This is a genomic window from Mucilaginibacter sp. HD30 (genome assembly GCF_054061755.1).
The window spans coordinates 2,507,246-2,528,387 of the sequence record NZ_JBSSEO010000001.1; the positions used below are offsets into that span (position 1 = coordinate 2,507,246).

At 43.8% G+C, this 21,142-nt stretch carries 17 protein-coding genes; 10 read left to right on the top strand and 7 right to left on the bottom strand.

Annotation, left to right across the window (positions count from 1 at the left end; all coding sequences use genetic code 11):
* Positions 1–551 precede the first annotated feature (551 nt).
* Positions 552–2,828 (bottom strand): catalase/peroxidase HPI, encoded by a 2,277-nt coding sequence (gene katG, locus ACVW2L_RS11930; protein ID WP_457128196.1) that lies wholly within the window; start codon positions 2,826–2,828, stop codon positions 552–554.
* A gap of 278 nt (positions 2,829–3,106) precedes the next feature.
* On the opposite strand from katG, the gene ACVW2L_RS11935 reads away from it, so the two are divergent.
* The 3 genes from ACVW2L_RS11935 to ACVW2L_RS11945 all read left to right on the top strand — a co-directional run bounded on the left by ACVW2L_RS11935 (position 3,107) and on the right by ACVW2L_RS11945 (position 5,911).
* Positions 3,107–3,238 carry a hypothetical protein gene (locus ACVW2L_RS11935; protein WP_457128197.1) on the top strand — a complete coding sequence of 44 codons (132 nt, stop codon included), beginning with the start codon at positions 3,107–3,109 and terminating at the stop codon, positions 3,236–3,238.
* Between the two features lie 62 nt (positions 3,239–3,300).
* Complete coding sequence (locus tag ACVW2L_RS11940; RefSeq protein ID WP_457128198.1) at positions 3,301–4,617, top strand: paraquat-inducible protein A; 1,317 nt, start codon at positions 3,301–3,303, stop codon at positions 4,615–4,617.
* Positions 4,607–5,911: a paraquat-inducible protein A gene (locus ACVW2L_RS11945; protein ID WP_457128199.1), complete on the top strand. Its 1,305-nt coding sequence runs from the start codon at positions 4,607–4,609 to the stop codon at positions 5,909–5,911. The genes ACVW2L_RS11940 and ACVW2L_RS11945 overlap by 11 nt, the downstream gene beginning before the upstream one ends.
* A 2-nt stretch (positions 5,912–5,913) precedes the next feature.
* Here the strand turns inward: ACVW2L_RS11945 and ACVW2L_RS11950 are convergent, their stop codons facing one another.
* From ACVW2L_RS11950 to ACVW2L_RS11975, 6 genes are all read right to left on the bottom strand, one after another.
* On the bottom strand, positions 5,914–6,564 hold the full coding sequence (locus ACVW2L_RS11950) for a response regulator transcription factor (protein WP_457128200.1): 651 nt from the start codon (positions 6,562–6,564) through the stop codon (positions 5,914–5,916).
* Complete coding sequence (locus ACVW2L_RS11955; protein WP_457128201.1) at positions 6,561–8,336, bottom strand: ATP-binding protein; 1,776 nt, start codon at positions 8,334–8,336, stop codon at positions 6,561–6,563. Before ACVW2L_RS11955 ends, ACVW2L_RS11950 begins: the two co-directional genes overlap by 4 nt.
* 129 nt (positions 8,337–8,465) lie before the next feature.
* A complete protein-coding gene (locus tag ACVW2L_RS11960; protein ID WP_457128202.1) occupies positions 8,466–8,993 on the bottom strand; it encodes a hypothetical protein in 528 nt (175 codons plus the stop codon).
* Between the two features lie 13 nt (positions 8,994–9,006).
* Entirely contained in the window at positions 9,007–10,638 is a 1,632-nt protein-coding gene (locus ACVW2L_RS11965) for an IPT/TIG domain-containing protein (RefSeq protein WP_457128203.1), read from the bottom strand.
* 263 nt (positions 10,639–10,901) lie between these two features.
* Positions 10,902–12,686 (bottom strand): outer membrane protein assembly factor BamB family protein, encoded by a 1,785-nt coding sequence (locus ACVW2L_RS11970; protein ID WP_457128204.1) that lies wholly within the window; start codon positions 12,684–12,686, stop codon positions 10,902–10,904.
* Between the two features lie 346 nt (positions 12,687–13,032).
* Entirely contained in the window at positions 13,033–14,142 is a 1,110-nt protein-coding gene (locus tag ACVW2L_RS11975; protein WP_457128205.1) for a DUF3810 domain-containing protein, read from the bottom strand.
* 388 nt (positions 14,143–14,530) lie between these two features.
* On the opposite strand from ACVW2L_RS11975, the gene ACVW2L_RS11980 reads away from it, so the two are divergent.
* From ACVW2L_RS11980 to ACVW2L_RS12010, 7 genes are all read left to right on the top strand, one after another.
* Entirely contained in the window at positions 14,531–15,391 is an 861-nt protein-coding gene (locus ACVW2L_RS11980) for a sigma-70 family RNA polymerase sigma factor (protein ID WP_457128206.1), read from the top strand.
* A gap of 62 nt (positions 15,392–15,453) precedes the next feature.
* A complete protein-coding gene (locus ACVW2L_RS11985) occupies positions 15,454–16,320 on the top strand; it encodes a helix-turn-helix domain-containing protein (RefSeq protein WP_457128207.1) in 867 nt (288 codons plus the stop codon).
* A 68-nt stretch (positions 16,321–16,388) separates the two neighbouring features.
* Positions 16,389–17,237 (top strand): NAD-dependent epimerase/dehydratase family protein, encoded by an 849-nt coding sequence (locus tag ACVW2L_RS11990; protein ID WP_457128208.1) that lies wholly within the window; start codon positions 16,389–16,391, stop codon positions 17,235–17,237.
* A gap of 218 nt (positions 17,238–17,455) precedes the next feature.
* On the top strand, positions 17,456–19,210 hold the full coding sequence (locus tag ACVW2L_RS11995; protein ID WP_457128209.1) for a tannase/feruloyl esterase family alpha/beta hydrolase: 1,755 nt from the start codon (positions 17,456–17,458) through the stop codon (positions 19,208–19,210).
* A gap of 131 nt (positions 19,211–19,341) precedes the next feature.
* A complete protein-coding gene (locus ACVW2L_RS12000; RefSeq protein WP_457128210.1) occupies positions 19,342–19,539 on the top strand; it encodes a hypothetical protein in 198 nt (65 codons plus the stop codon).
* Positions 19,540–19,902, top strand: coding sequence for a DUF1801 domain-containing protein (locus tag ACVW2L_RS12005; protein WP_457128211.1), 363 nt, complete (start codon positions 19,540–19,542; stop codon positions 19,900–19,902).
* 91 nt (positions 19,903–19,993) lie between these two features.
* Positions 19,994–20,977 carry a lipid A deacylase LpxR family protein gene (locus ACVW2L_RS12010; RefSeq protein WP_457128212.1) on the top strand — a complete coding sequence of 328 codons (984 nt, stop codon included), beginning with the start codon at positions 19,994–19,996 and terminating at the stop codon, positions 20,975–20,977.
* Positions 20,978–21,142 lie beyond the last annotated feature (165 nt).

The following is a 21,142-nucleotide window of genomic DNA, read 5'->3' on the forward strand; positions in this document are numbered from 1 at the left end:
TTGTTTCAGCACCCCCCAGACAGGTTGGGAACATACCTTGCCGGTTACTTATCGCGTGGGATGCCGAAATTCGGCATGACGCTTTGGACGGGTTGCTGATTTATTTCGAAAAGACTGTCATGCTGAACTTGTTTCGGGATGACGCTTTAGACGGGTTGCTGATTTATTTCAAAAAAATTGTCATGCTGAACTTGTTTCAGCACCCCACAGACAGTTTGCGAACATACCTTGCCGGTTACTTAGCCCGTGGGATGTCGAAACAAGTTCAGCATGACGCTTTGGACAGGTTGCTGATTTATTTCAAAAAAGACTGTCATGCTGAACTTGTTTCAGCACCCCACGGACAGGTTACGAATAATGCATTGCCGGTTACTTAGCCTGTGGGATGCCGAAACAAGTTCGGCATGACGCTTTGGGCGGGGTGCTGATTTATTTCAAAAAAGACTGTCATGCTGAACTTGTTTCAGCACGCCACAGACAGGTTGAGAACAATACCTTGCCGGTTACCTATCCCGTGGGATGCTGAAATAAATCCGGCATGACGCTTTGGACTATTTGCTGACTTCTTTCACATCAAACCTATCCAAATTCATCACTTTACTCCAGGCCGCAACAAAATCATTTACAAATTTATCGTTCGCATCTGCGCTACCATAAACTTCGGCAACGGCACGTAGTTCAGAGTTTGATCCAAATACAAGGTCGGCACGGGTGCCGGTCCATTTTACTGCACCGGTAGCGCGGTCGCTGCCCTCGTAAATTTCCCTATCTTGCGATGCTGCTTTCCAGGCGGTACCCATATCCAACAGGTTCACAAAAAAGTCGTTGGTTAATTGGCCCGGGCGATCTGTAAATACACCATGCGTTGAACCATCATAGTTGTTACCCAGCACACGTAAGCCGCCAATCAGCACAGTTAACTCAGGCGCGGTTAGGGTAAGTAAATGCGCTCTATCTATCAGCAATTCTTCTGTTGATACAGATGATCTTGATTTGCGATAGTTACGGAAACCATCAGCAAGAGGCTCCAGGTATCCAAATGATTCTACATCCGTTTTTTCCTGCGAGGCATCCATACGGCCCGGCGTAAATGGAACCGTAACGTTCTTCCCGGCATCCGCAGCGGCTTTTTCTACAGCTGCACAACCACCTAATACGATCAGATCTGCCAATGAAACTTTCTTACCAGTCGCGTTAAAATCCTGCTGTACCTGCTCCAGCACATCCAACACTTTTTGCAGCTGCATAGGGTTGTTTACTTGCCAGTATCTTTGCGGAGCCAAACGGATGCGGGCACCGTTAGCGCCACCGCGCTTATCAGACCCACGGAACGTTGATGCCGAGGCCCAGGCTGTTTGTACCAGTTCGGCAACGCTTAATCCAGAAGCTAATATTTTCGCTTTAAGTGATGCTATGTCAGCATCGCTTACCAATTCGTGATCTACCGCCGGGATAGGATCTTGCCAAAGCAGCTCTTCCTGTGGCACATCCGGACCAAGGTAACGCTCTTTCGGGCCCATATCACGATGGGTTAGTTTAAACCATGCCCGCGCAAAAGCATCCGCAAACTGATCAGGGTTTTCTAAAAACCTGCGTGATATTTTCTCATAAGCAGGGTCAAAGCGTAAGGCAAGGTCGGTAGTTAACATGGTAGGCAAACGCTTTTTCGAGCTATCAAAAGCATCAGGAATAATAGCTTCTGCATTTTTAGCTACCCATTGGTGCGCACCAGCCGGGCTTTTGCTTAACTGCCACTCAAAACCCAAAAGGTTCTCAAAAAAGTTATTGCTCCATTTTGTTGGCGTTTTTGTCCAGGTTACCTCTAAACCGCTGGTAATGGCATCGGCACCTGCACCACTGCCATATTTGTTATGCCAACCAAACCCCTGCATGGCCAGATCAGCCGCTTCGGGTTCTTTACCAACATTGTCAGATGGCGCCGCACCGTGGGTTTTACCGAATGTGTGTCCGCCAGCTATTAATGCAACGGTTTCCTCATCATCCATAGCCATGCGGCCAAATGTATCGCGAATATCTTTAGCCGCCATAACCGGGTCGGGATTACCGTCCGGGCCTTCGGGGTTAACATAGATTAAACCCATTTGTACAGCTGCCAAAGGTTTCTCTAAATTGCGCGAGTGAATATCGCCGTCGGCATCATCATCTGATGATAGCACAGCATGTTTAGCTACCCCTTCAGAGCCATGGGCATAGCGCTTATCGCCACCCAGCCACACAGTTTCTGCACCCCAGTACACATCCTGATCGGGCTCCCAAACGTCGGCACGGCCGCCTGCAAATCCAAAGGTTTTAAAACCCATCGACTCAAGCGCAATATTGCCGGTTAGTATCATCAGATCTGCCCATGATATATTGCGACCATACTTTTGTTTAATGGGCCAAAGCAGCCTCCTCGCCTTATCCAAACTCACATTATCGGGCCAACTGTTCAGCGGAGCAAAACGCTGCTGCCCTGCGCCCGCTCCACCCCTGCCATCAAATACCCTATAGGTACCCGCGCTGTGCCAGGCCATACGTATAAATAAACCGCCGTAGTGGCCAAAATCTGCCGGCCACCATTCTTGCGAGTCTGTCATTAAAGCGTGCAGATCTTTCTTTACAGCCTCCAGATCAAGGCTGTTAAAAGCATCGGCATAGTTAAAACCTTCGCCCATTGGGTCTGATAATGCCGAATGCTGGCGCAGGATGCTAACTTTTAAATGCTTTGGCCACCAGTCGTGATTTTTAGTGCCGCCACCGGCAACATTTTGTTTCATGCTGCCATTATGAAAAGGGCATTTACTGATGTCGTTTGATTCGTTTTCCATAAAATAAGTTTATCAGGTTTGATCGGAATGTAACAGCACAAGCGTGCCTCTTTATAAAGGTAGGCTTGTTGATAGTTAAAACAAAATCAATTAATTCTATATGTGATAGGGAAAAGCTATAGGTTATCCTCAGAGCGATGGTTTTAAAACCCATTGCTATATAAATAATCGTCTACTAAAAACTACACTTTTTAATATCATACACATCTTATCAGCATAAGAAACCCATGGCACGATATTTACATTTGTTTCAACAACTATTATAAAACCATCTAATCATGAAAAAAGTAACTGTTACTCAAACCGACATTCTGCTTAAAGCTTTAGATATTGAATTAAAAGCTTTGTTAAAAAAAGACTTGAAAGCGTTTCGTGCTAAACAAATGCAAGGCGAAAAACTTGCTGCCTAACCATGGCTACTTTTTTAAGGCGTACTAACTGCCGCTTCACAATTGTCTTTGATCTTTAAACCTTGACCGCAACATCTAAAAACGGCTTTTTTTCGATTGATAAATTAATTCTTATCGTCGGCCTTGTTTTATTGCTCGCTGCCGAAGCTTATTTCGGGTACCGCCTGCGTACGCTGTCGGCGCAACAGGAAATTATCAAAGCCGACTACTCTGAGGTTAACAGTATTAATTACGGCCTGCTCTCTGTAGATCAGTGGCGGGATGACATAGCCCGTATTGTAAACAAACAGGTACGTAATTTCAAGTTTGATAAGCGCCAAAAAAATTTAATGCAAACCGAGGTTGAAGAGGTTTTGTACGCATTAATTGCCAAGGCAGAGGGCATGGTTGAAAAAAAGCCTAAAAGCCTGATGGGTAAAATAAGAAAGCTGGTTGTAAAGACCTTTGTAAAGACAGAAAAGGTGCGTGCCCAGGTACCTAAAATTGCCCGCTCTATTATTGCCAAAGCAGACAACCCCAACCAAAAAGCTAAACTGAGCGAAATGGCAATGAGAGAATTTGCCGACGTGCTGCGAAGCGATACGATAGACAGCACCCTACGCGCGCAGGACGTACTTTTTAAACGCATGTATAAAAAGTATGATGTAAACTCCCCCCTCACGCTAAATAATAAATTAGACAGTCAGCTAAAAAATATCAATACAGAAATGTACAGGTATTGCTTTGGCATGCTGGGCTGCATTATAATTGTGCTTTGCTGCTGGTGGTTTTTCCGTAGCCGTACTGATCTGCATGGGGCGCTATTTATCCTGTCGCTGCTTTTTGCGTTTATACTTTTATGGGTTGGCTTAAGCGCCTCTATGATAGAGGTGGATTGCCGCATTAAAAAATTCGATTTTGTGCTATTAGGCGAACACGTTGACTTTAAGGACCAGGTATTATTTTATGAAAGTAAAAGCATATTAGGCGTGGTAAAGGTGCTGATAGAGCAGCCCGCTGTTGATGCTATTGCTGTTGGTATCTTGATATTATGCTTCAGTATTCTCTTCCCGGTATTAAAATTATCATCAACCGGGATACACCTGTTAAGCCGGCGCAAAATTGCCGAGAACAAGATCATTAAATACTTCGCTTTTCAATCGGGCAAATGGAGTATGGCCGATGTTATTGTAATAGCGGTGCTGATGACCTACATCGGACTAAACGGATTATTGGAAAGTCAGCTTGCTTTTCTCAACATAAAAAGCCAGGACCTTACCATTATCACTACCAATAATACCGCGCTACAGCCCGGGTACATCATATTTATAAGTTTTGTGCTGTATGGATTGATCCTGTCAACCATACTGAAATATATTACCCCAAACGATGCCAGTTAAACTGAAATATACCGCCTTAAATATTGTACTGCTTGCTGGTTTAAGTATATTACTGTCAGGGGCAGTTTACTGTGGCTATAAATTACAATCAATATCGGCGGAGCGTGTACAGGTTAAGGAGGATTATAGCTTGGCTAACAGTGTTACCTTCGGGATTTTTTCAATTGATGAATGGAGCGATAGAATTGCCAACCTGATTGATGGTAAAATTGATGCCTATCACATCACGCCCAAACTACGGGGAGACATGCGCAAAGGTATAGAAGCCGAAATGCACGGCTTGTTAGCCAAAACCATAAGAGAAATAAAAAAGCCGCAAAAAAGTATTGGTGGTAAGTTAAAGAAACTGGCATTTAACATCCTGGTAGACTCTGCCGAAATACAGGCCCAGGTTAAGCCATTTGCCAACACCATTGTTGCCAAAGTGAGCAGTCGACGGAGCGAAGAGCGCCTAAAAGATATTGCAGGCAGCAAGTTTAAGCAGTTAATAACCCAAACGTACGATAGCACACGGGTGGCCAATTATGCGGTTACCCAATATGTTTATAAAAAATATAAGGTTTCAGATCCGGAAAGCTTTAACAATGCTATAAAAGCACGCGTGGCCTCCCTTACAGAAGAACTTATTAAATACGTTGCTATCATGTTAGGTTGCGTAGTTGCGGCGCTTTTGCTGTGGATATCTATGCGCAGGCATGTTGAACTGCAAACGCCGCTTTTTGTATTTTCACTGCTGTTTGCGTTCGTGCTGCTGGCTGTTGGCAGTTTACTACCCGTTATTGAGGTTGACGCGCGCATACAATCTATGGATCTAATGCTGTTGGGCGAGAAAATGACTTTTCAGAACCAAGTATTATTTTACCAAAGCAAAAGTATTGTTGGTATAGTTAGTACGCTAATGAGTCAACGTAAGCCAGATACTATTGTAGTAGGCGCGCTAATTATGCTGTTTGTGTTGGTATTGCCCCTTTTAAGATTAATAGCGAAAGGTATTTATGTACTAAGTACCAAAAAAATAGCACGCCACCCGGTGGTGCGCTATTTAACTTTTGAGCTGGGTAAATGGGACATGGCCGACGTTATGATAGTAGGTGTTTTAATGACCTATATTGGCCTGAACGGTATAATAAAAAGCCAGCTAACCACCCTCAATATTCATACTCCATCGCTAAACATGGTTACTGATAACGGCACATCCCTGCAACCCGGCTATTTTATATTTGTGGGATATGTGTTTTTTGGCGCCCTGCTGTCGTACGTTTTAAAGCGTGTGTCTCCACATGATAAGTTTTAAAACTACTCTAACCCGTTTTTAATAGCGAACTTAACAAGGCCAACGGTGCTTTTACATCCGGTTTTCTCCAACAAATTTTGCCGGTGGTTATCAACGGTTTTTTTGCTAATGAAAAGTTTCTCGCCAATTTCTTCGCTCGTTAATTCTTTAACTATCAAACCCAAAACTTCCCGCTCACGTGCCGAAAGCTGACTCAACTGCTCGTCCTGTATTTTTTGTTTATGATACTGCCCGTATATAATGGGCACAATATCCTGCGAAAAGTAAGTGCCCCCTTCTGTTATTCTATGCATGGCCTGCAAAAGTTCTGTACGGCCGGCGTTTTTCAGAATATAACCATCCGCTTCGGCCATTACGGCCTCTTTTACGGCGGGCGCATTATTGTACATGCTTAAAATAAGTACCTGTATATGCGGATATTTATCCTTCACCATACGGCACAACTGTGTACCGGTTAGCAAAGGCATGCTTATGTCGGTAAGTAACAGCTGAAAATTATCCGGGTCAGCGGCAATCATTTCATAGGCCACCTGGCCATTATTAGCTTCGGACGCCACATTGTAGGCCTCCTCTGCCGATAGCAGGCTCTTAAGTCCATCTATCACCATCTGGTGGTCATCGGCAATAAGGATGTTAATTTTTTGGGCTATCATCCGGGGATGGTTATTTCTATTTGAGTTCCTGTTAATTTTTCTGACCTTACCTGTAAGCTGCCATCAAGCATATTTACACGCGCAGCTATATTTTTCCATCCAATTCCTTTTGAGGTTTTTATCTTCCCCGTGTCAAACCCGCGGCCATCGTCTTTAATACTGATCGTCATTCCGGTTGCCTGCGGCAAAACAGCCAGATCAATGGTGGTAGCCTGTGCATGCTTTACAATGTTGCTTAAGGCTTCCTGCACTATGCGGTATATGGATAATTCGTTTGATTTTTCAAATTGATGATCTCGTGCTTCGTCCGGTATATCTAAAACAACCGTTGTGTTACCGGCCTGGTTGATCTTATCAGCCATATCTTCCAAGGCTGCGAACAGGCCAAAGTTCAATTCTTCGGGGATTAGGTTGTGTGATATATGGCGTACTTCTGTAATGGTTTTATCAACCAATAACACCGTATTATCTATATTGGCATCCTGCTTATATTGTGGACCAAGGTTAGATAAATTCATTTTAACTACGGATAGTAACTGCCCAATGCTATCATGCAGATCACGAGCAATTCTTATCCTTTCCTTTTGCTCACCCTCAAATAACGACCGCGTTTCAATTTCCTGTTGCTTGCGTATTTCCGCCTGTATGCGTTTGTCTTGTTTGTAGCTGTTATTACGTATAATAAGATAAGCTACAACTGATATTAAAACCAATAATATAAGCGCCCCATAGAGCCAATAATTGCGTTTGCTAATTTCAAACTGCTGCTCTTGTATCAGTTTCTGTTTACGCGCGGTCTCATATTTTACGTTCAGTTCTGACAGCCTGTTAGCGCTTTCTAAATTGATAAATTTACTATTGGCCTCAGAAAAATCTTTGTGATACTTATAAGCGTTTTTATAATCGCCAACCTTAGCTGCGGCCTCGCTCATACTATCATAAGTACATTCAACAATTTCTATAGCGCCTATTCTATTGGCTATGGCCAATGCTTTTTCGCAATAAAAAATAGCCATTTTATAGTTGCCCATTTCGCCATATAAATTGCCTATGTTATTGTAAGTAGCACTTGTCATCCAGTTGTCGCTGGTTTTAATGGATAACGCGAGTGCTTTCCTGTTGTACTCAAGTGATGCGGGATAATTTTTCTGGTATTTGTAAACTATGGCAATGTTACTAAGCGCCATTGAAATTTTAGGCTTGATGTTTTTTGCAGAGTAAACAGCTAATGCATTTTTGTATGCTTTTATGGCTTTGTCATAACTGATTGTTTGTTCGTATACCGTGCCCTTGTTGTTCTGGCAATCGGCCATTAATTCCTCATCCCCTATCTCAACGGCAATTAGCTCTGCTTTTTGGTAGTAATTTAAAGCATCCTCAAATTTTTTCCAGCTAACATAAAGCGCTCCTATATTTTTATATATGTGGGCTATCTCTAATTTATTGTGCATGCTTTCGGCCTTGCTTAACGCTTCCTGGTAAATTTTAAAGGCCTGTACATTTTGGCCTTTGTCTGCCAATAACCTACCCACCTGTATCTTAGCTAAAATGTAATTTGCAGCGTCGCCTTTTTTTGCAGCGTTATCTATAACATCGTTAAACCATATCCTTGCGCTATCAGTATCTCCATTTTTCAGACTGGCCAATCCTAATTGATACTTAAGCTTAAGGTTATCGGGCTGTTGTTTTAGTTGGGCTTTAAGGCTATCGGCCTGGCCGTAGGTAAACCTACAGCAACCTAAAAGCAATAAGGAGATAAAAATATGTTTCATTAAGATATCAAACGATAAAGATCGGCTAGCAAACAAACATAATTAAAAGAACACTATAAAGCTTCCCGTTAAAAGTAAAACAATCATGGCCAGTTGCCCTGTAAGGCAATGGCCATGATTGTACATTTATTATTGAATTGTTCCCTTAAAACTTCCTTGTTCAATAAAGGCTTCTTTACGTGCATTGTTATACGCTACAGCATAAAAGGTACCTTCTACCGTTTTTCCATCAACTTTGGTAAAATTTACTTCGCCTCCGCCTGCCATAGTGCCGCTGTTATCAGTAGAGTAATTTACTGCGCCATCGCCTGCCTTGGTATAATCTTTACTGATAATTATGCCACCGTTGCTTAATGATGGCCCTAATTGCACCTTACCTACAGCTGCGCTTTTTAGCAGCACAATAGTAATAGATTCGTTGCTCCCATCTTTAATAGCCGAAACGCTAAAAGAGGTAATACCGGCTACAGTTGTTTGTGTAATGCCCGCTTTGGTTGATGAAAATTTACCCAAACTTGCGGAGCCATCAAACCCGTAATTACCCGCTGTAACTGTTGCCGCTCCGCCTGTTGCGGTACCGCCGTTGTTGTCATCCTTTTTGCAGGCGGTGGTAAATAATACCGCCATTGTTAAAATACTTAAAATTGCTTTTTTCATGGTTATATGTTGTTTATTGTGTAATTCTGATTATATCTTTCTGATTAGCTTTTATGTAAAGGTTGCCACGCGCGTCTGATACAAATATTACAGCACCTGTGTAGTCTGTCAGATCAAGGCTCGGGAATTTGATGGAAAACGTGCCCAGCAATGTTGATCCGGCGGTGCCGTTTTTGGCTTTACGTATTATCCAGGTACTGGTAATTTGTCCGCTTATGTAAGAGTGATCCATCAGGGCGTAAAAGTTATCACTATCATCCACAGCAAATTTTAACTTAGATATTCTCTGGTCTTTACTAAAAAGCGTAGGGTCGTCTGTGTTAAATAAATCTTTTAAAGTAAAACTTGCGTCGGCAACGCTGCCGTCATTCAAATTCCACTTTATAAACTTGGTCTGGTTGGCATCAGTAGTATTATTGGTGCCTTGTGCAAGGTATGCGCTTCCGGTGTTCAGAAACGCGCCACCGGCTGCCTGATTTAGTCCGTATAAAGCAATCTTGCCCGAGCTAACCAAGTCGCCGTTTTGTTTTACCTTATAGTCAGGGCGTAGGCAGATCTCGTTAGCTGCGTTAATAAAAAAGAAATAATTACCTGATGTATTGGCATTCATCTCAAATCTCTTCTTTATCTCGGTTACAGTGCTGCCGTCGGGAGTTATTTTATAAATGGAATAGTAGCTGGGGCCTTCTTCGTATTTAAGCGCGTAAACATTGCCTTCAGCATCAGTAGTTAACTTAACTATTTTATTAACGCGAGCATCATTGGTTAAAACAACAGCCGGGTTATTGCCCGTAGGGTCTTGCTTGTAAACTTTGTCGCCGGTTTGGGTAAGCAGGGTGTAATCGCTGTAGTAGATATAGTTTTTAACTTTATCATAATACATCTCTCCTATTTCGTTTGCAGACGAAGCTATTTTACCAAAGTTAAGCTTGCCGGATATGCTATTGATGTAGGGTACACTGCTGCTGCCGGAGCCTGTTGTGGTGTTTACAGTAAATGTGGTACTAAAGCCTGTTGCAGGTATTGCATTAGCGCCTTTAACATCTATTAATATCCCCCCGGTAATGGCGCTGGCAGGTACTTCAACTGTAATTTGCGTTGCTGTAACGGTTTTTATGGTTCCTAACACGACAGTGCCACCGGTATTGGTGGTAAAAAACACTTTATTGTCGCTGGCCAGGGTGCTAAAGTTGGTGCCTGTCAACGTCACCACATCGCCGCTTTTGCCACTGGTTGGGGCCATTGCCGTAAAGGTTGGGGTGGTACCGGTTTTTGGCGTAACAGTTATGGCCACGCCGGCAGGGTCTTTTATAGCCGCCTTAACATCTTTAATAACAACTGCAAGGTCGCCCGATGTTAGGTCTGCCGGTATTGCGAATTTAATTTCTGTAGCAGTAACAGATGATAACGTTAAGGTTTTGGTGCCTATGGTTACTTTAACATCATTAGCGGTAGCGCCAAAGCCACTGCCGGTAATGGTTACCACGTCTCCCGGTTGTGGGTTCTTAGGTTGAATACTGGTTACCTGCGGTGTTTCGGTAGCAGGCGGATTGATCACATTTTCTTTTTTGCAGGCAGTAAAAAAAGAAACCATCAATACCGCAAGAAATAGCGGTTTTAATGTTTTAAATAAGGCTGTTTTCATAGAGATTTGTTTTGATCAAAAGTCCATTTAAACTGATTTACGGTCAATGAGGATGGTTTCGCAATCTGATAGGTATATGTACCTACAACAAAAACTGTCATGCTGAACTTGTTTCAGCAATCCATATGCTGAGTACGCGTTCCTGTCCTTGGGACGACGAAATAAATTGGCATTACTCGATGCGCTAACAGCAAAAAAGGCCGAGAGAAAAAATCTCCCGGCCAATGCGTAACTTAATTCCCCCTAAAAAGCTACACACATATCTAATTATTCACCTTTATTTTCTCCACTTTTTTACCGTTAAAAGCAAATATGTATTCTCCATCATCGGTTATATCAATGCCATTGCCATATTTAGGGCTACCGCCATCGCCCTTGGAGGCTACAGACCCTTTTATGTTCCCGGTAGTCATGTCTATACCATAAATTATATTCTTTGAGTCGTTTTGGCTCTGTAGGAAGTAGTTGTCGCCTACCAGGTAAAAATTGGTAATTTCCGCAAGCTTGGATGTGGCATAGTTACGGGTTCCGTCTGCTTTTTTGTAACTGGCCAGACCTTTTTCTGATATCACAACTACGTCATCTCCAAAATCAATTACGTCTGTAGCTTTACCCACTTTGGCATCGTTGTGTTTTACTACAAACTTTTGGTTACCGGTTGCTATATCGTAAGAAAAGAACTCGTCGCCATCACCGGCAAACACAGTTTTGTCCTGGTGTATCACCATGTCTGTTATGCGTTTATCAAATTTATCTGATCGCCATAAAGATTGCCCCGTGCCTGCGTTCAATGCTAAAAGGCCGTTTTTCTGGTTCATATATTCATTTGATATTTTATACTTAGTAACCATGCCGTTAGCGCCACGGTGGGTACTGATTTCCTGTACCTCTACTTTGCCACCAACTTGTATCATTAACTTGTCGCCGGTAACATATATATGCGGAAGACAATATGCTCCGGTTATTTTTTCTGATGCCCAAATCAGTTTACCGGTATTCAGATCATGCTTTTCAATAAACTTGGTTTTATTGCCGTTGGCAAACATGGCCAGGTAAACAGCGTCATTGGTATAAACAGGCGGCGCAAGTGTGCCATAAACGCCTTTACTACCTCTGCCTCCTATGCCTAACACGCTTTTTTTGGCTTGGTCAATATCATTCTCGTACGCCACATCCCATAGCTTTTTGCCGCTATTAAGATCATAGGCCTGCAAACCATCCAACCATAAAAACAGCTTATCACCTTTAATTGTCAAATCAACCAAAGGCTCGCGGGTTATCAGTTTCTTTTCTATTGTTCCCCTAAACTCAGCATCCCAAATTATTTCGCCGTTAAGGGCGTTGATCTTAACCAGTTGATTTTTAAAAGCGGAAAATAAAGCCGACCAAAAAGTAGGCTTATAATTAAGCATCAATATCTGGTTGGTTTTTTTATCATAAAGGTATTTGCCCACGCTACCCTTAAATGTCTTAGTAGTCCAAAGTTGCTTGCCAGTTTTTGCTTCAACCATACTTAAGCCGCCGCGTTGTGCTATTAAAAAAGCATCCAGTTCGTTAATGTATTTTACGGTTTCAATATCGGCTTCAGCTTCCTTTTTATCCAGCAGGTCCTGGTATGCTTCTGAATTCCAAAGCTCTTTGCCAGATGTAAGGTCTAATACAGCAACGCGGTCGGCGCCAATTGTGCGTGCGTCAAACAGAAATAAATAGCCGCTTTTATCGCCTTTTATAACGTACTGAAACTCGGAGTTATTGGTTTTGTTAGTGGTGAGTTTTTTATAGTCGCCGCTCCAAACCTGTTTACCTTCGGAATTTAATACCGTGGCAGAGTTATCATCGGTGCCTATAATAATAGAGCCGTCAGCGTTAGACAACGCAATGCGGCTGGCCTTGTTATCAAACTCAGACTCCCAAACGGTTTGAAAGCTGCCGCTTTTTTTGCCGGCCTTGCCGCCGCCGGTTAGGCTTTTTAGGGCGCCGAACTGCGCATTTGCGGTTAAGCTACCCAATAAGAGCGCAGTAAATAGTAGTATTGAATTTTTTTTCATAATTGATAATTGATGATGCAGGAATTGTGTGCAACAAAAATCAATTATGCAACGCGGACGCGCAATGAGGCTAAATGCTACTTATTGTAGGTATATATACCTATGTAGTCGTAGGATATGCAATACGGAATTTGCCTGGTCTGCCTTGTAAAGGCGGCGTCCGCATCGGTTTTTTAACAAAAAATGGGACAATATTTCTGAATTTGGCAGCTGTGCTGAAAGTCAAGCAATTAGACAAACTCCACAGCTAAAAATCCTGACGAATAAGTAGTCTCGCTTTGTCCCACCTCAAAAATTCAAATTCCTTACTGTCAATTGATTACTTAAAAAAGTGTCCCATGTCGTCTCACCTGTCCCGCACTACACGTGGGACAGACACGCCTTTTTGCTTATACCAGTTTACAAGCAACAGCACCATTTGGTTGTACGTATCCATACCCATGGGCTGGTTATTGGCTTTTAAGAAGTCGTTATAAAACATGCCACTCAACACGCCCGCCTTGCCACGAAATGATAGCCAGTAGTAGCGCTCGGCAATGAAGTCGCCCCGCACTTTCTGCGAGATATGGGTTTTGAGCTCGTTACTGATCAGCGTGTCGCGGCGGCGTACGCATTGCATGCACTCCGCCAGGGCCAACTGATAGGCAGAGTAGCGCAACAGCCTGTCGCGCGAGTTGACACCTGCCAAAAAGCCGGCAAAATTCGCTTCATCCTCGGCGCCAAAACCTGTTTGGTGCGATAGTTCATGGCAAGCCACAACGGGGCGCGCAAACACCGGCATCTGATAATTGATCTGCGCCTCGCCAGTGAAAGGATTATAGTAACCAGAGGTAGCTATGTAGTTAATAACGGGCGTTAACAACGATGATTTAACACCTGGATAATAGGTGCGAAAGTTAACTGAATCGGCAGATAGCTTTTTGATGGCCAGCAAGGCGGTGTTATAAATCTGGCTATTGTTCTGCAGCGTATCCCCGTGTTTTATACGGGCGCGGGTTACGTTGGCGCTATCAATAATTGCGCAGGTAACGGCTTCTAATTGGGCGGTAGTGTAAGACGTATCGCGCAGATTCAAACGCTCCGCCGCTGATGGGCGGAAGTAGTTCATCCCCCAAAACAAATAGAATACAATGTAGGCCGTCTGTATGCCGATTATCAAACCCAGCAGTGCCCTGCCAATAACCTTAAACCTGCCTTTAAACAACAGGTAGATCAGCCGGCCAACAAAATAGATGAGATATAATATAACGGCCGAGTAAAGCACATCCCCAAAGCTGAACGGAAAGATATTCAACAAAGGATGCAGCACACAGCAAACTGCAACATAAAAACCCTGCGAGTAATACCGCTCAACCACAGCCGGGTAATTGGTGACTACATTAAGCAGCCAAATAACCACAGCTAAAATAGCAATGACTATAACGCGCTTCACCAATGGGTTGATTTTGTATGGCATAAGCACAAATATATGTTGTGTATCCAATTGGCGCAAAAAAAGAGACTACCTTGATAGGGATAGCCTTTTTTTGTAGCATCCTGCCAGATGCTTCAGCTAATTAAGCGTAGACAACGTTTAGAGTAATTGGCACATTCATGTTTGCAGATAATGCAATATGCCTTTGTCCCGTTGGCAATTTCAATAAATGTTGGTTCACCCAAAATATCTTGACACTCAATCAACACAATTATTGAATACTATGGTTATCTTTGCATGTTAAAGATTTTCAACTCCTTTCTTCGCGGGCACCGGCAACTCCGCTGTATCTATTAAACGATCATATCTGCTCTTCGCGCTTTTTAAGGCACCAGATCTTTAGCATCCATTTAAAAAAAGTATTTCAAAAATGAGGCAACTTAAAATTAGTGAGTCGATCACCAATCGTGAGAGCGCGTCGTTGAATCAATATTTGTCAGATATAGCAAAGATTCCAATGGTCACCGCGCAAGAAGAGGTGATTTTGACGCAAAAAATAAGACAAGGCGACCAGGCCGCCCTGGAAAGATTAACAACTGCAAACTTGCGGTTTGTGGTTTCTGTTGCAAAACAATACCAAAGTTCAGGGCTTACCCTCGGAGACTTGATCAATGAGGGCAATCTTGGCTTGGTTAAAGCGGCAAAGCGCTTTGACGAAACCAAGGGCTTTAAATTTATCTCTTACGCAGTATGGTGGATCCGCCAGTCTATCCTGTCAGCCATTGGCGAACAGTCGCGTATGGTACGGTTACCCTTAAACAAGGTGGGTGATCTTTCTAAGATTGCTAAGGCTGCTGCAAAACTGGAACAGGTTTTCGAGCGGCAAGCCACTCCGGAGGAGCTGGCAGATGATTTAGAAACAACCGTTGAAAAGGTCAGTAATTCATTAGCTAATTCTGGCAAACATTTGTCTTATGACTCGCCTTTCTCTACCGAGGAAGACAACACATTGCTGGATGTATTACAAAGCGCTGAGCCGGGAACCGATAAGGAAATAATGAACGAATCGCTCTGTATTGAGATAACGGAGAGTATGCGTATGCTTGGCGAAAAGGAAAGAGACGTTTTGGAATTATTTTTCGGCTTGAAAAACAAGCACGCACACACGCTGGAAGAGATTGGTGAAAAATATCAGCTTACCCGCGAACGTGTGAGACAAATTAAAGACCGGGCGTTGGCACGTTTACGTGACAGCAAACGCTCAAGAACATTAAAAACATATCTGGGATAAATTAAGGAGCCTCTCGGCTCCTGGCATTTATCTTCCTGGTTTGATTTTATTAATTTTACCAGATGGCTGTTAACATATTAGTTGAAATTCCGGGAGTGAATATGCAGGACCTGCGGCTACAGGGTTTTCGCGTTCACGAACTGCCGGTATCAACAGATAGCAGTGATCTGCCGGTATCCGGGGGGCGCCGCGATTTTTATAAGATGGGTTTGATTACCGGCGATATGACGGTGCATTTTGGCGCGCAGGTAATAGAGATCAACGGCACCGTACTGTTTTTTGTAAATCCCAGGGTGCCACATAGGGTGCGCCGCACCGGTTGCAGAAGCGGCTACGCCTGTTTGTTTACAGAAGCGTTTATTAAACGGACAGATCTTTTAAAAAGCTCTCCGTTGTTTCAAGCGGGCGACTGCCCGGTAATTTCGCTAAACAGCGAACAAGCGGATTTTATGCGCCAGGTATTTTTAAAGATGCTGACGGTGTATAATGGTGACTATCCTTTTAAGGGAGACCTGGTGAGGAATTGTATAGAGTTAGTACTGCATGAGGCGCAACGGATAAAACCTTCGCAAAACGTGGTAACTTTTCACAATGCCGCCACGCGGATCACGCATTTGTTCATGGATCTTTTAGAAAGGCAGTTTCCTATTGAGCGTAGCGCTGATCCGCTGAAACTGAGAAACGCACAGGATTTTGCAGCGAGCCTCGCCGTGCATGTAAACTATTTGAACCGCTCGGTAAAAGAAGTGACCGGCAAGCCTACTTCCGTGCATATTGCGGAGCGGGTGGTTGCCGAGGCCAAGGCCTTGTTACAACATACCGATTGGAGCGTGGCCGATATAGCTTATGCGCTCGGCTTTGAATACCGCACCTATTTTAATAATTATTTTAAGCGTATTACCGGTACCACGCCAAAGTCTTTCAGATAGTTTGAAAATCATACTTTTTGGTTTGATAGTCGTTACCATTACCCCGTTTTTCAATCGAACTTTGGGGTATGAAAATATTAGTTACAGGCGCTACCGGAAAGGTAGGCAGTAGATTTGTCCCCCGTCTTTTAACAAAGGGTTATGATGTTCGGGTTTTGGTACGCGATGCGGCGAAGGCGGCAAACTTAGCCGCGCTCGGCGCCGAGATCATAATTGGTGATTTATTTGATGAAACGACTTTACCGCCGGCACTTGAAGGTGTTGATGCGGTAGTTCACCTCGCGGCCTTGTTCCGCACCTTTACAGATAATGAAGGTATTGTAAAAACAAATTACACCGGAACAATTGCGTTGGCCGATGCCGCCATTGCGGCCGGCGTTAAACGGTTTGTGTTTACCAGCACAAGTAATGTTTACAGTTCGGGTTACGGACACCCCGCCAGAGAAGATGATCCGCTGAACAGCAATGACCCGCGAGCCTATTCGGCCAGCAAAATTGCTGCCGAGCAGGAATTGCTTACAAAAGACCTGAATATAAGTGTATTGCGTTTAGGTTTTGTATACGGTGATAAAGACCCGCACATTGAAGAGATCATCCCCCTGTTAAAGAAAATGAACCGTAATTCGGGCTCACGGATGCATATGGTTCATCATTTGGATGTGGCCCAGGCGCTGATCTTATTATTACAGGCTGATAACCTTAGCGGTGAGATCTTTAATATCGCAGATGACGCACCCATCACGTTATATGAACTGGCTGACTCTGTGGGGCAGGCCGCTGCTACATTTGACGCCCACGAAGCACATTTAGCCGACCCATTTGAAGGCATTTTGGACATATCTAAACTTAGAACAAAAACAGGCTTCAGGCCCTTGGTACCCAGTTATTACGTAGCGCGGGATATGGATATTCTATAAAGTTAAATATCGGCCTGGCCGCTTTTCTGCGTAACGGCTATTTAACGTCAGAACAATTTATAGGTAGATAGTTCAATTCCAAATTGCACCGCAGCAACAAAAGGTCACTTCTGTCAGGAAGTGGCCTTTTTACGTTCAAGAACCCACATCAGCCACAAAATAATCTTTTGTAAATATCCTTCACATTAGTACCTTGTACGTCCGAAACCACCATGATCATGGCAAGACCAATAATTATACTTAAAGTAATATTCTTTTTATTAATCAGCGGTTCTGTATTCGGCCAGGCAAGCACAGGCAATATTATTATCAGCAAAGCTGATATTGAAAAGGCAGGGCGATCAATTCCTGCTTCAGCCATCGGCGAACCCGTTAGTTCGGTGGTGCTCTATGAACCGCGCTGGGTTGAGGCAGCAGGAACAACGCCTGCACATGGAATTGTTGAAGGCTCTATTACGCCGGTAGACCCTAAAGGCTGGCCCATCAATTTCAGGGTAATATTGCCGGCAAGCTGGTCGTTACGCGGTATGCAGCAGGGCGGCGGCGGAATGAACGGATCACTTGGCGTAAGCGCAAGGGGAGCTGCCTTTGGTAAAGGTTTTGTTTTGTATGGAAGCGATGGCGGCCATCAGTCCACACGCATGGGGGGACCGGCCAAACCCTTGGCAACGGGCCCAACCGGTGGTGATGACTGGGCAGTTAACGACGAGGCCATAAAAAACCTGGGCTACATGCAAATGAAGAAAACGCGTGACGCGGCCCTGGTAATTATGGAACGGGTGTATGGCAAAAAGCCTGCTTACAATTATTACGTAGGTACATCACAAGGCGGGCGCGAAGCGTTGACCGTTGCACAACGTTACCCGGCAGACTATGATGGCATTATAGCCAACGTTCCTATTCTTAATAACTCAACTCTTATGCTGGCTCCGGTGCTGGTGCGAATACAGGAAAAACCTGTAGCCAATTGGGTTAGTCCTGCAAAAGTAAAAGCTATTACAGCAGAGTTTATCAGACAGTGCGATGCGCTTGACGGTGTTGCCGATGGCATGATAAATAATTACGTGACTGCACGCGCCATTTTTAATGTAAAAGATGGCATTGGCCCTAAAGATCCATGGAAAGCATTAAGGGCGCCAAATGGCGTAGATCCAAACCCGGCAGACGCAACCGCAAGTGCCAAGCTTACAGATGGGCAAATAAAAACGCTGGAATTTATGTATAGCTCCTACACCTGGAAAACACCTTTGGCAAATGGCGTTAAGTCCTTCGGTATGTGGCTTCCAAATACTTCACCTGCAGATTTTGGCATGATTGCCGGCTCGCGTTTTAAAGGGCAGGAAGGTGCGGCTGAAAATGCGCCAATGTTCAGCCATCTTGGTATAGCAGGCGCTACCGGCATGCTGATGCAGGACCTTAAAGCTAATTCGCTTGATTATGTAGAAGATGGCAAGTACACTAAGCGCAGAAAAGAGATCTCGACCTGGTTGGATGCTACCAACCCTGACCTATCTGCGTTTTATAAACGCGGCGGAAAAATGATCATCACCATTGGTCTGATGGATAACCTTGCTTCTGATGGCGCACAGTTAGACTATTACCAGGCAATGATTGATAAAATGGGAAGAAATAAAGTAGATGAATTTGCCAGACTATTTGTTGTGCCTCATGGCGGGCATGGTTTAAGTGGCAAAGGTTATTCAGTTAATGGCGAAGGAAAACCGGTTACAGCAAAAACCATTGCAAGCCCAAATGGCGACGACAACGTTGATCAGCTGGTATCATGGGTAGAAAAAAAGCAAGCTCCGGCTAAAACGCTGGTTATTGATGATAAGGGCCGCATTGGTACGGATAAAAATGTAAAGGGATATTTACTTTGTTCTTATCCTAACTATCCTAAATATGTAAGCGGAGCCGTAGAAGATGCATCCTCTTATGTTAGTACCACCGCCGATCTTAAATTGATAAAGTAAGCAGCAGTATTTTAAAATGAGTCGTAAAAAAAACACGGATAGCCGGTATCGGTAACGGGGTTTAACGGTGGCCTTGAGTCTGCACAAAGCCAGCTTCGAGGTAGTGGTATTAATTGTAATTATAAGTAACAATGAAAATTAGCAAAACCAGCCGTAATATTGAACGCATCAGTCAGCTTAAAGATAATTTTCGTCATCTAAGTACGGAAGAAATTGTGTCGCGACTGACAAATTTCAATAAGACAAACGATACCGTGATAGCGTATAAGGAGATATTAAAAGAACGAGGCATTAACGATTACTTATCTGCCATAACACTCGCCACTTAAATGACATCCCAGCTAAAAACCCTTGAAGAGTATTACCTCTCAAAACCCGAGCCTTACCAAGGCTGTCTGCTCGCTTTAAGGGATATCGTTCTGCAAGCTAACTCCGGCATTTGCCACGTACGTAAATACCAGATTCCTTTCTTCACCTACAAAGACAAAAAACTGGGCTACCTATGGCTCAACGGAAAAAAACTGATGCTCGGTTTCTGCATGGACAGGAAACTACAACAGCAAATAAATGCTGATGTTAAGCCCAAAGACAAATATGAGTCCATCCGGATTGACCCCTACGCCGATCTGCCCGTTGAACTTATCCTGCAAAAGCTCAATTACTACCTTGCGTTGGTAGATGAGGAGAAATAGGATCTTGTTAAGCGGCGCATTAGAAAAAATCGAAAATAATAGATACTTTTACGTTCCCTATTATTTTAAACGCGATCGAAACCGCATCACAATGAAGCATGCCTTTTATGCTCTGTTACTTAACATAGCATTCATTTTTACTGTAAAACACACTAACGCTCAAAGCAGCTACCGTAACCAGATTGGCGACAGACTGGATAATGATCAGTATATAAATCCCTATCACGACCGCTATTACCTGGCCGGGCAGTTTATCAACTTTACTACCGTATTAAACACCAGTAAAGATTGCGCAGGCCTTTTTGGCAGTACCGTGGTTAAGAAAACGCTGGAGCTGGAAGTAGGGCAGCAAATATACGGCCCCTTTGCCTCCTGGGCGCGCGAACCGTTTTTGCAGGATCGCCCCTATACCGGCTACCTTTATGCAGGCGCGGCACTCAATTGGCTATATGACGATGAGAGCGCTTTAAAAATCACAGCTCTGGTAGGTACCATTGGGCCGGCATCACTGGCAGAAAAGGTGCAGAAGAGTTTTCACCACGCGTTTGATCTAAAAGACCCCGAAGGCTGGCAATACCAGTTAAATAACGAGGTAGGGCTTAACCTGGAGGCGCACTACACCCGCTTATTGTATCGTAATAGTAATGCGTGGCTGGATATAGCCGCTACCCCATCTGTGCGCCTGGGTAACACTTTTAGCAATGCTACAGCAGCCGTGCAGGTGCGTATTGGCAGTTTGGACAAGTTGTATCAATCGGCAAGCACCAATAGCAGGGTGAGTTTGGGCGGGGACAAACAAAAAACGGAACTTTACCTTTTTGCCATACCTCAGTTAAGCTATATTGGATACGATGCCACCATACAGGGCGGGATGTTTATAAGAGATAAAGGACCTGTTCATTATCCGGTTATTCACCTGGTGTTTACCCAACAGGTAGGTTTACAGTTCGCGTCGAAAAGATGGTCGGCATCATACACCGCGTTTATCCGCTCGCGCGAGGTTGGGGGTGGCAGCACCGCGCTCGCCCAACAATGGGGGTCAATAGCCACCGCTTACCGCTTCGGTAAAAATTAAGGCATAAATAGCAGGTGTTGCAAAAAATATGCATTCCGCGGAAAAAAAAGTGTAAGAAATTGATTATTAGAATGTTGACAAATTTATTTACAATAACTTATTCGTCAGGGAATTTAGCTGTAAATCAATTATAATTTGTTGATTATAAGCTTATTGAAAAAAGAA

Coding starts and splice junctions, on each gene's coding strand:
- ACVW2L_RS11960 (WP_457128202.1), bottom strand. CDS start 8,993: ATGAAAAAAGCAATTTTAAGTATTTTAACAATGGCGGTATTATTTACC.
- ACVW2L_RS11965 (WP_457128203.1), bottom strand. CDS start 10,638: ATGAAAACAGCCTTATTTAAAACATTAAAACCGCTATTTCTTGCGGTA.
- ACVW2L_RS12005 (WP_457128211.1), top strand. CDS start 19,540: ATGACATCCCAGCTAAAAACCCTTGAAGAGTATTACCTCTCAAAACCC.
- ACVW2L_RS11955 (WP_457128201.1), bottom strand. CDS start 8,336: ATGAAACATATTTTTATCTCCTTATTGCTTTTAGGTTGCTGTAGGTTT.
- ACVW2L_RS12010 (WP_457128212.1), top strand. CDS start 19,994: ATGAAGCATGCCTTTTATGCTCTGTTACTTAACATAGCATTCATTTTT.
- ACVW2L_RS11950 (WP_457128200.1), bottom strand. CDS start 6,564: ATGATAGCCCAAAAAATTAACATCCTTATTGCCGATGACCACCAGATG.
- ACVW2L_RS11970 (WP_457128204.1), bottom strand. CDS start 12,686: ATGAAAAAAAATTCAATACTACTATTTACTGCGCTCTTATTGGGTAGC.
- ACVW2L_RS11945 (WP_457128199.1), top strand. CDS start 4,607: ATGCCAGTTAAACTGAAATATACCGCCTTAAATATTGTACTGCTTGCT.
- katG (WP_457128196.1), bottom strand. CDS start 2,828: ATGGAAAACGAATCAAACGACATCAGTAAATGCCCTTTTCATAATGGC.
- ACVW2L_RS11935 (WP_457128197.1), top strand. CDS start 3,107: ATGAAAAAAGTAACTGTTACTCAAACCGACATTCTGCTTAAAGCTTTA.
- ACVW2L_RS11975 (WP_457128205.1), bottom strand. CDS start 14,142: ATGCCATACAAAATCAACCCATTGGTGAAGCGCGTTATAGTCATTGCT.
- ACVW2L_RS11985 (WP_457128207.1), top strand. CDS start 15,454: ATGGCTGTTAACATATTAGTTGAAATTCCGGGAGTGAATATGCAGGAC.
- ACVW2L_RS12000 (WP_457128210.1), top strand. CDS start 19,342: ATGAAAATTAGCAAAACCAGCCGTAATATTGAACGCATCAGTCAGCTT.
- ACVW2L_RS11980 (WP_457128206.1), top strand. CDS start 14,531: ATGAGGCAACTTAAAATTAGTGAGTCGATCACCAATCGTGAGAGCGCG.
- ACVW2L_RS11990 (WP_457128208.1), top strand. CDS start 16,389: ATGAAAATATTAGTTACAGGCGCTACCGGAAAGGTAGGCAGTAGATTT.
- ACVW2L_RS11995 (WP_457128209.1), top strand. CDS start 17,456: ATGGCAAGACCAATAATTATACTTAAAGTAATATTCTTTTTATTAATC.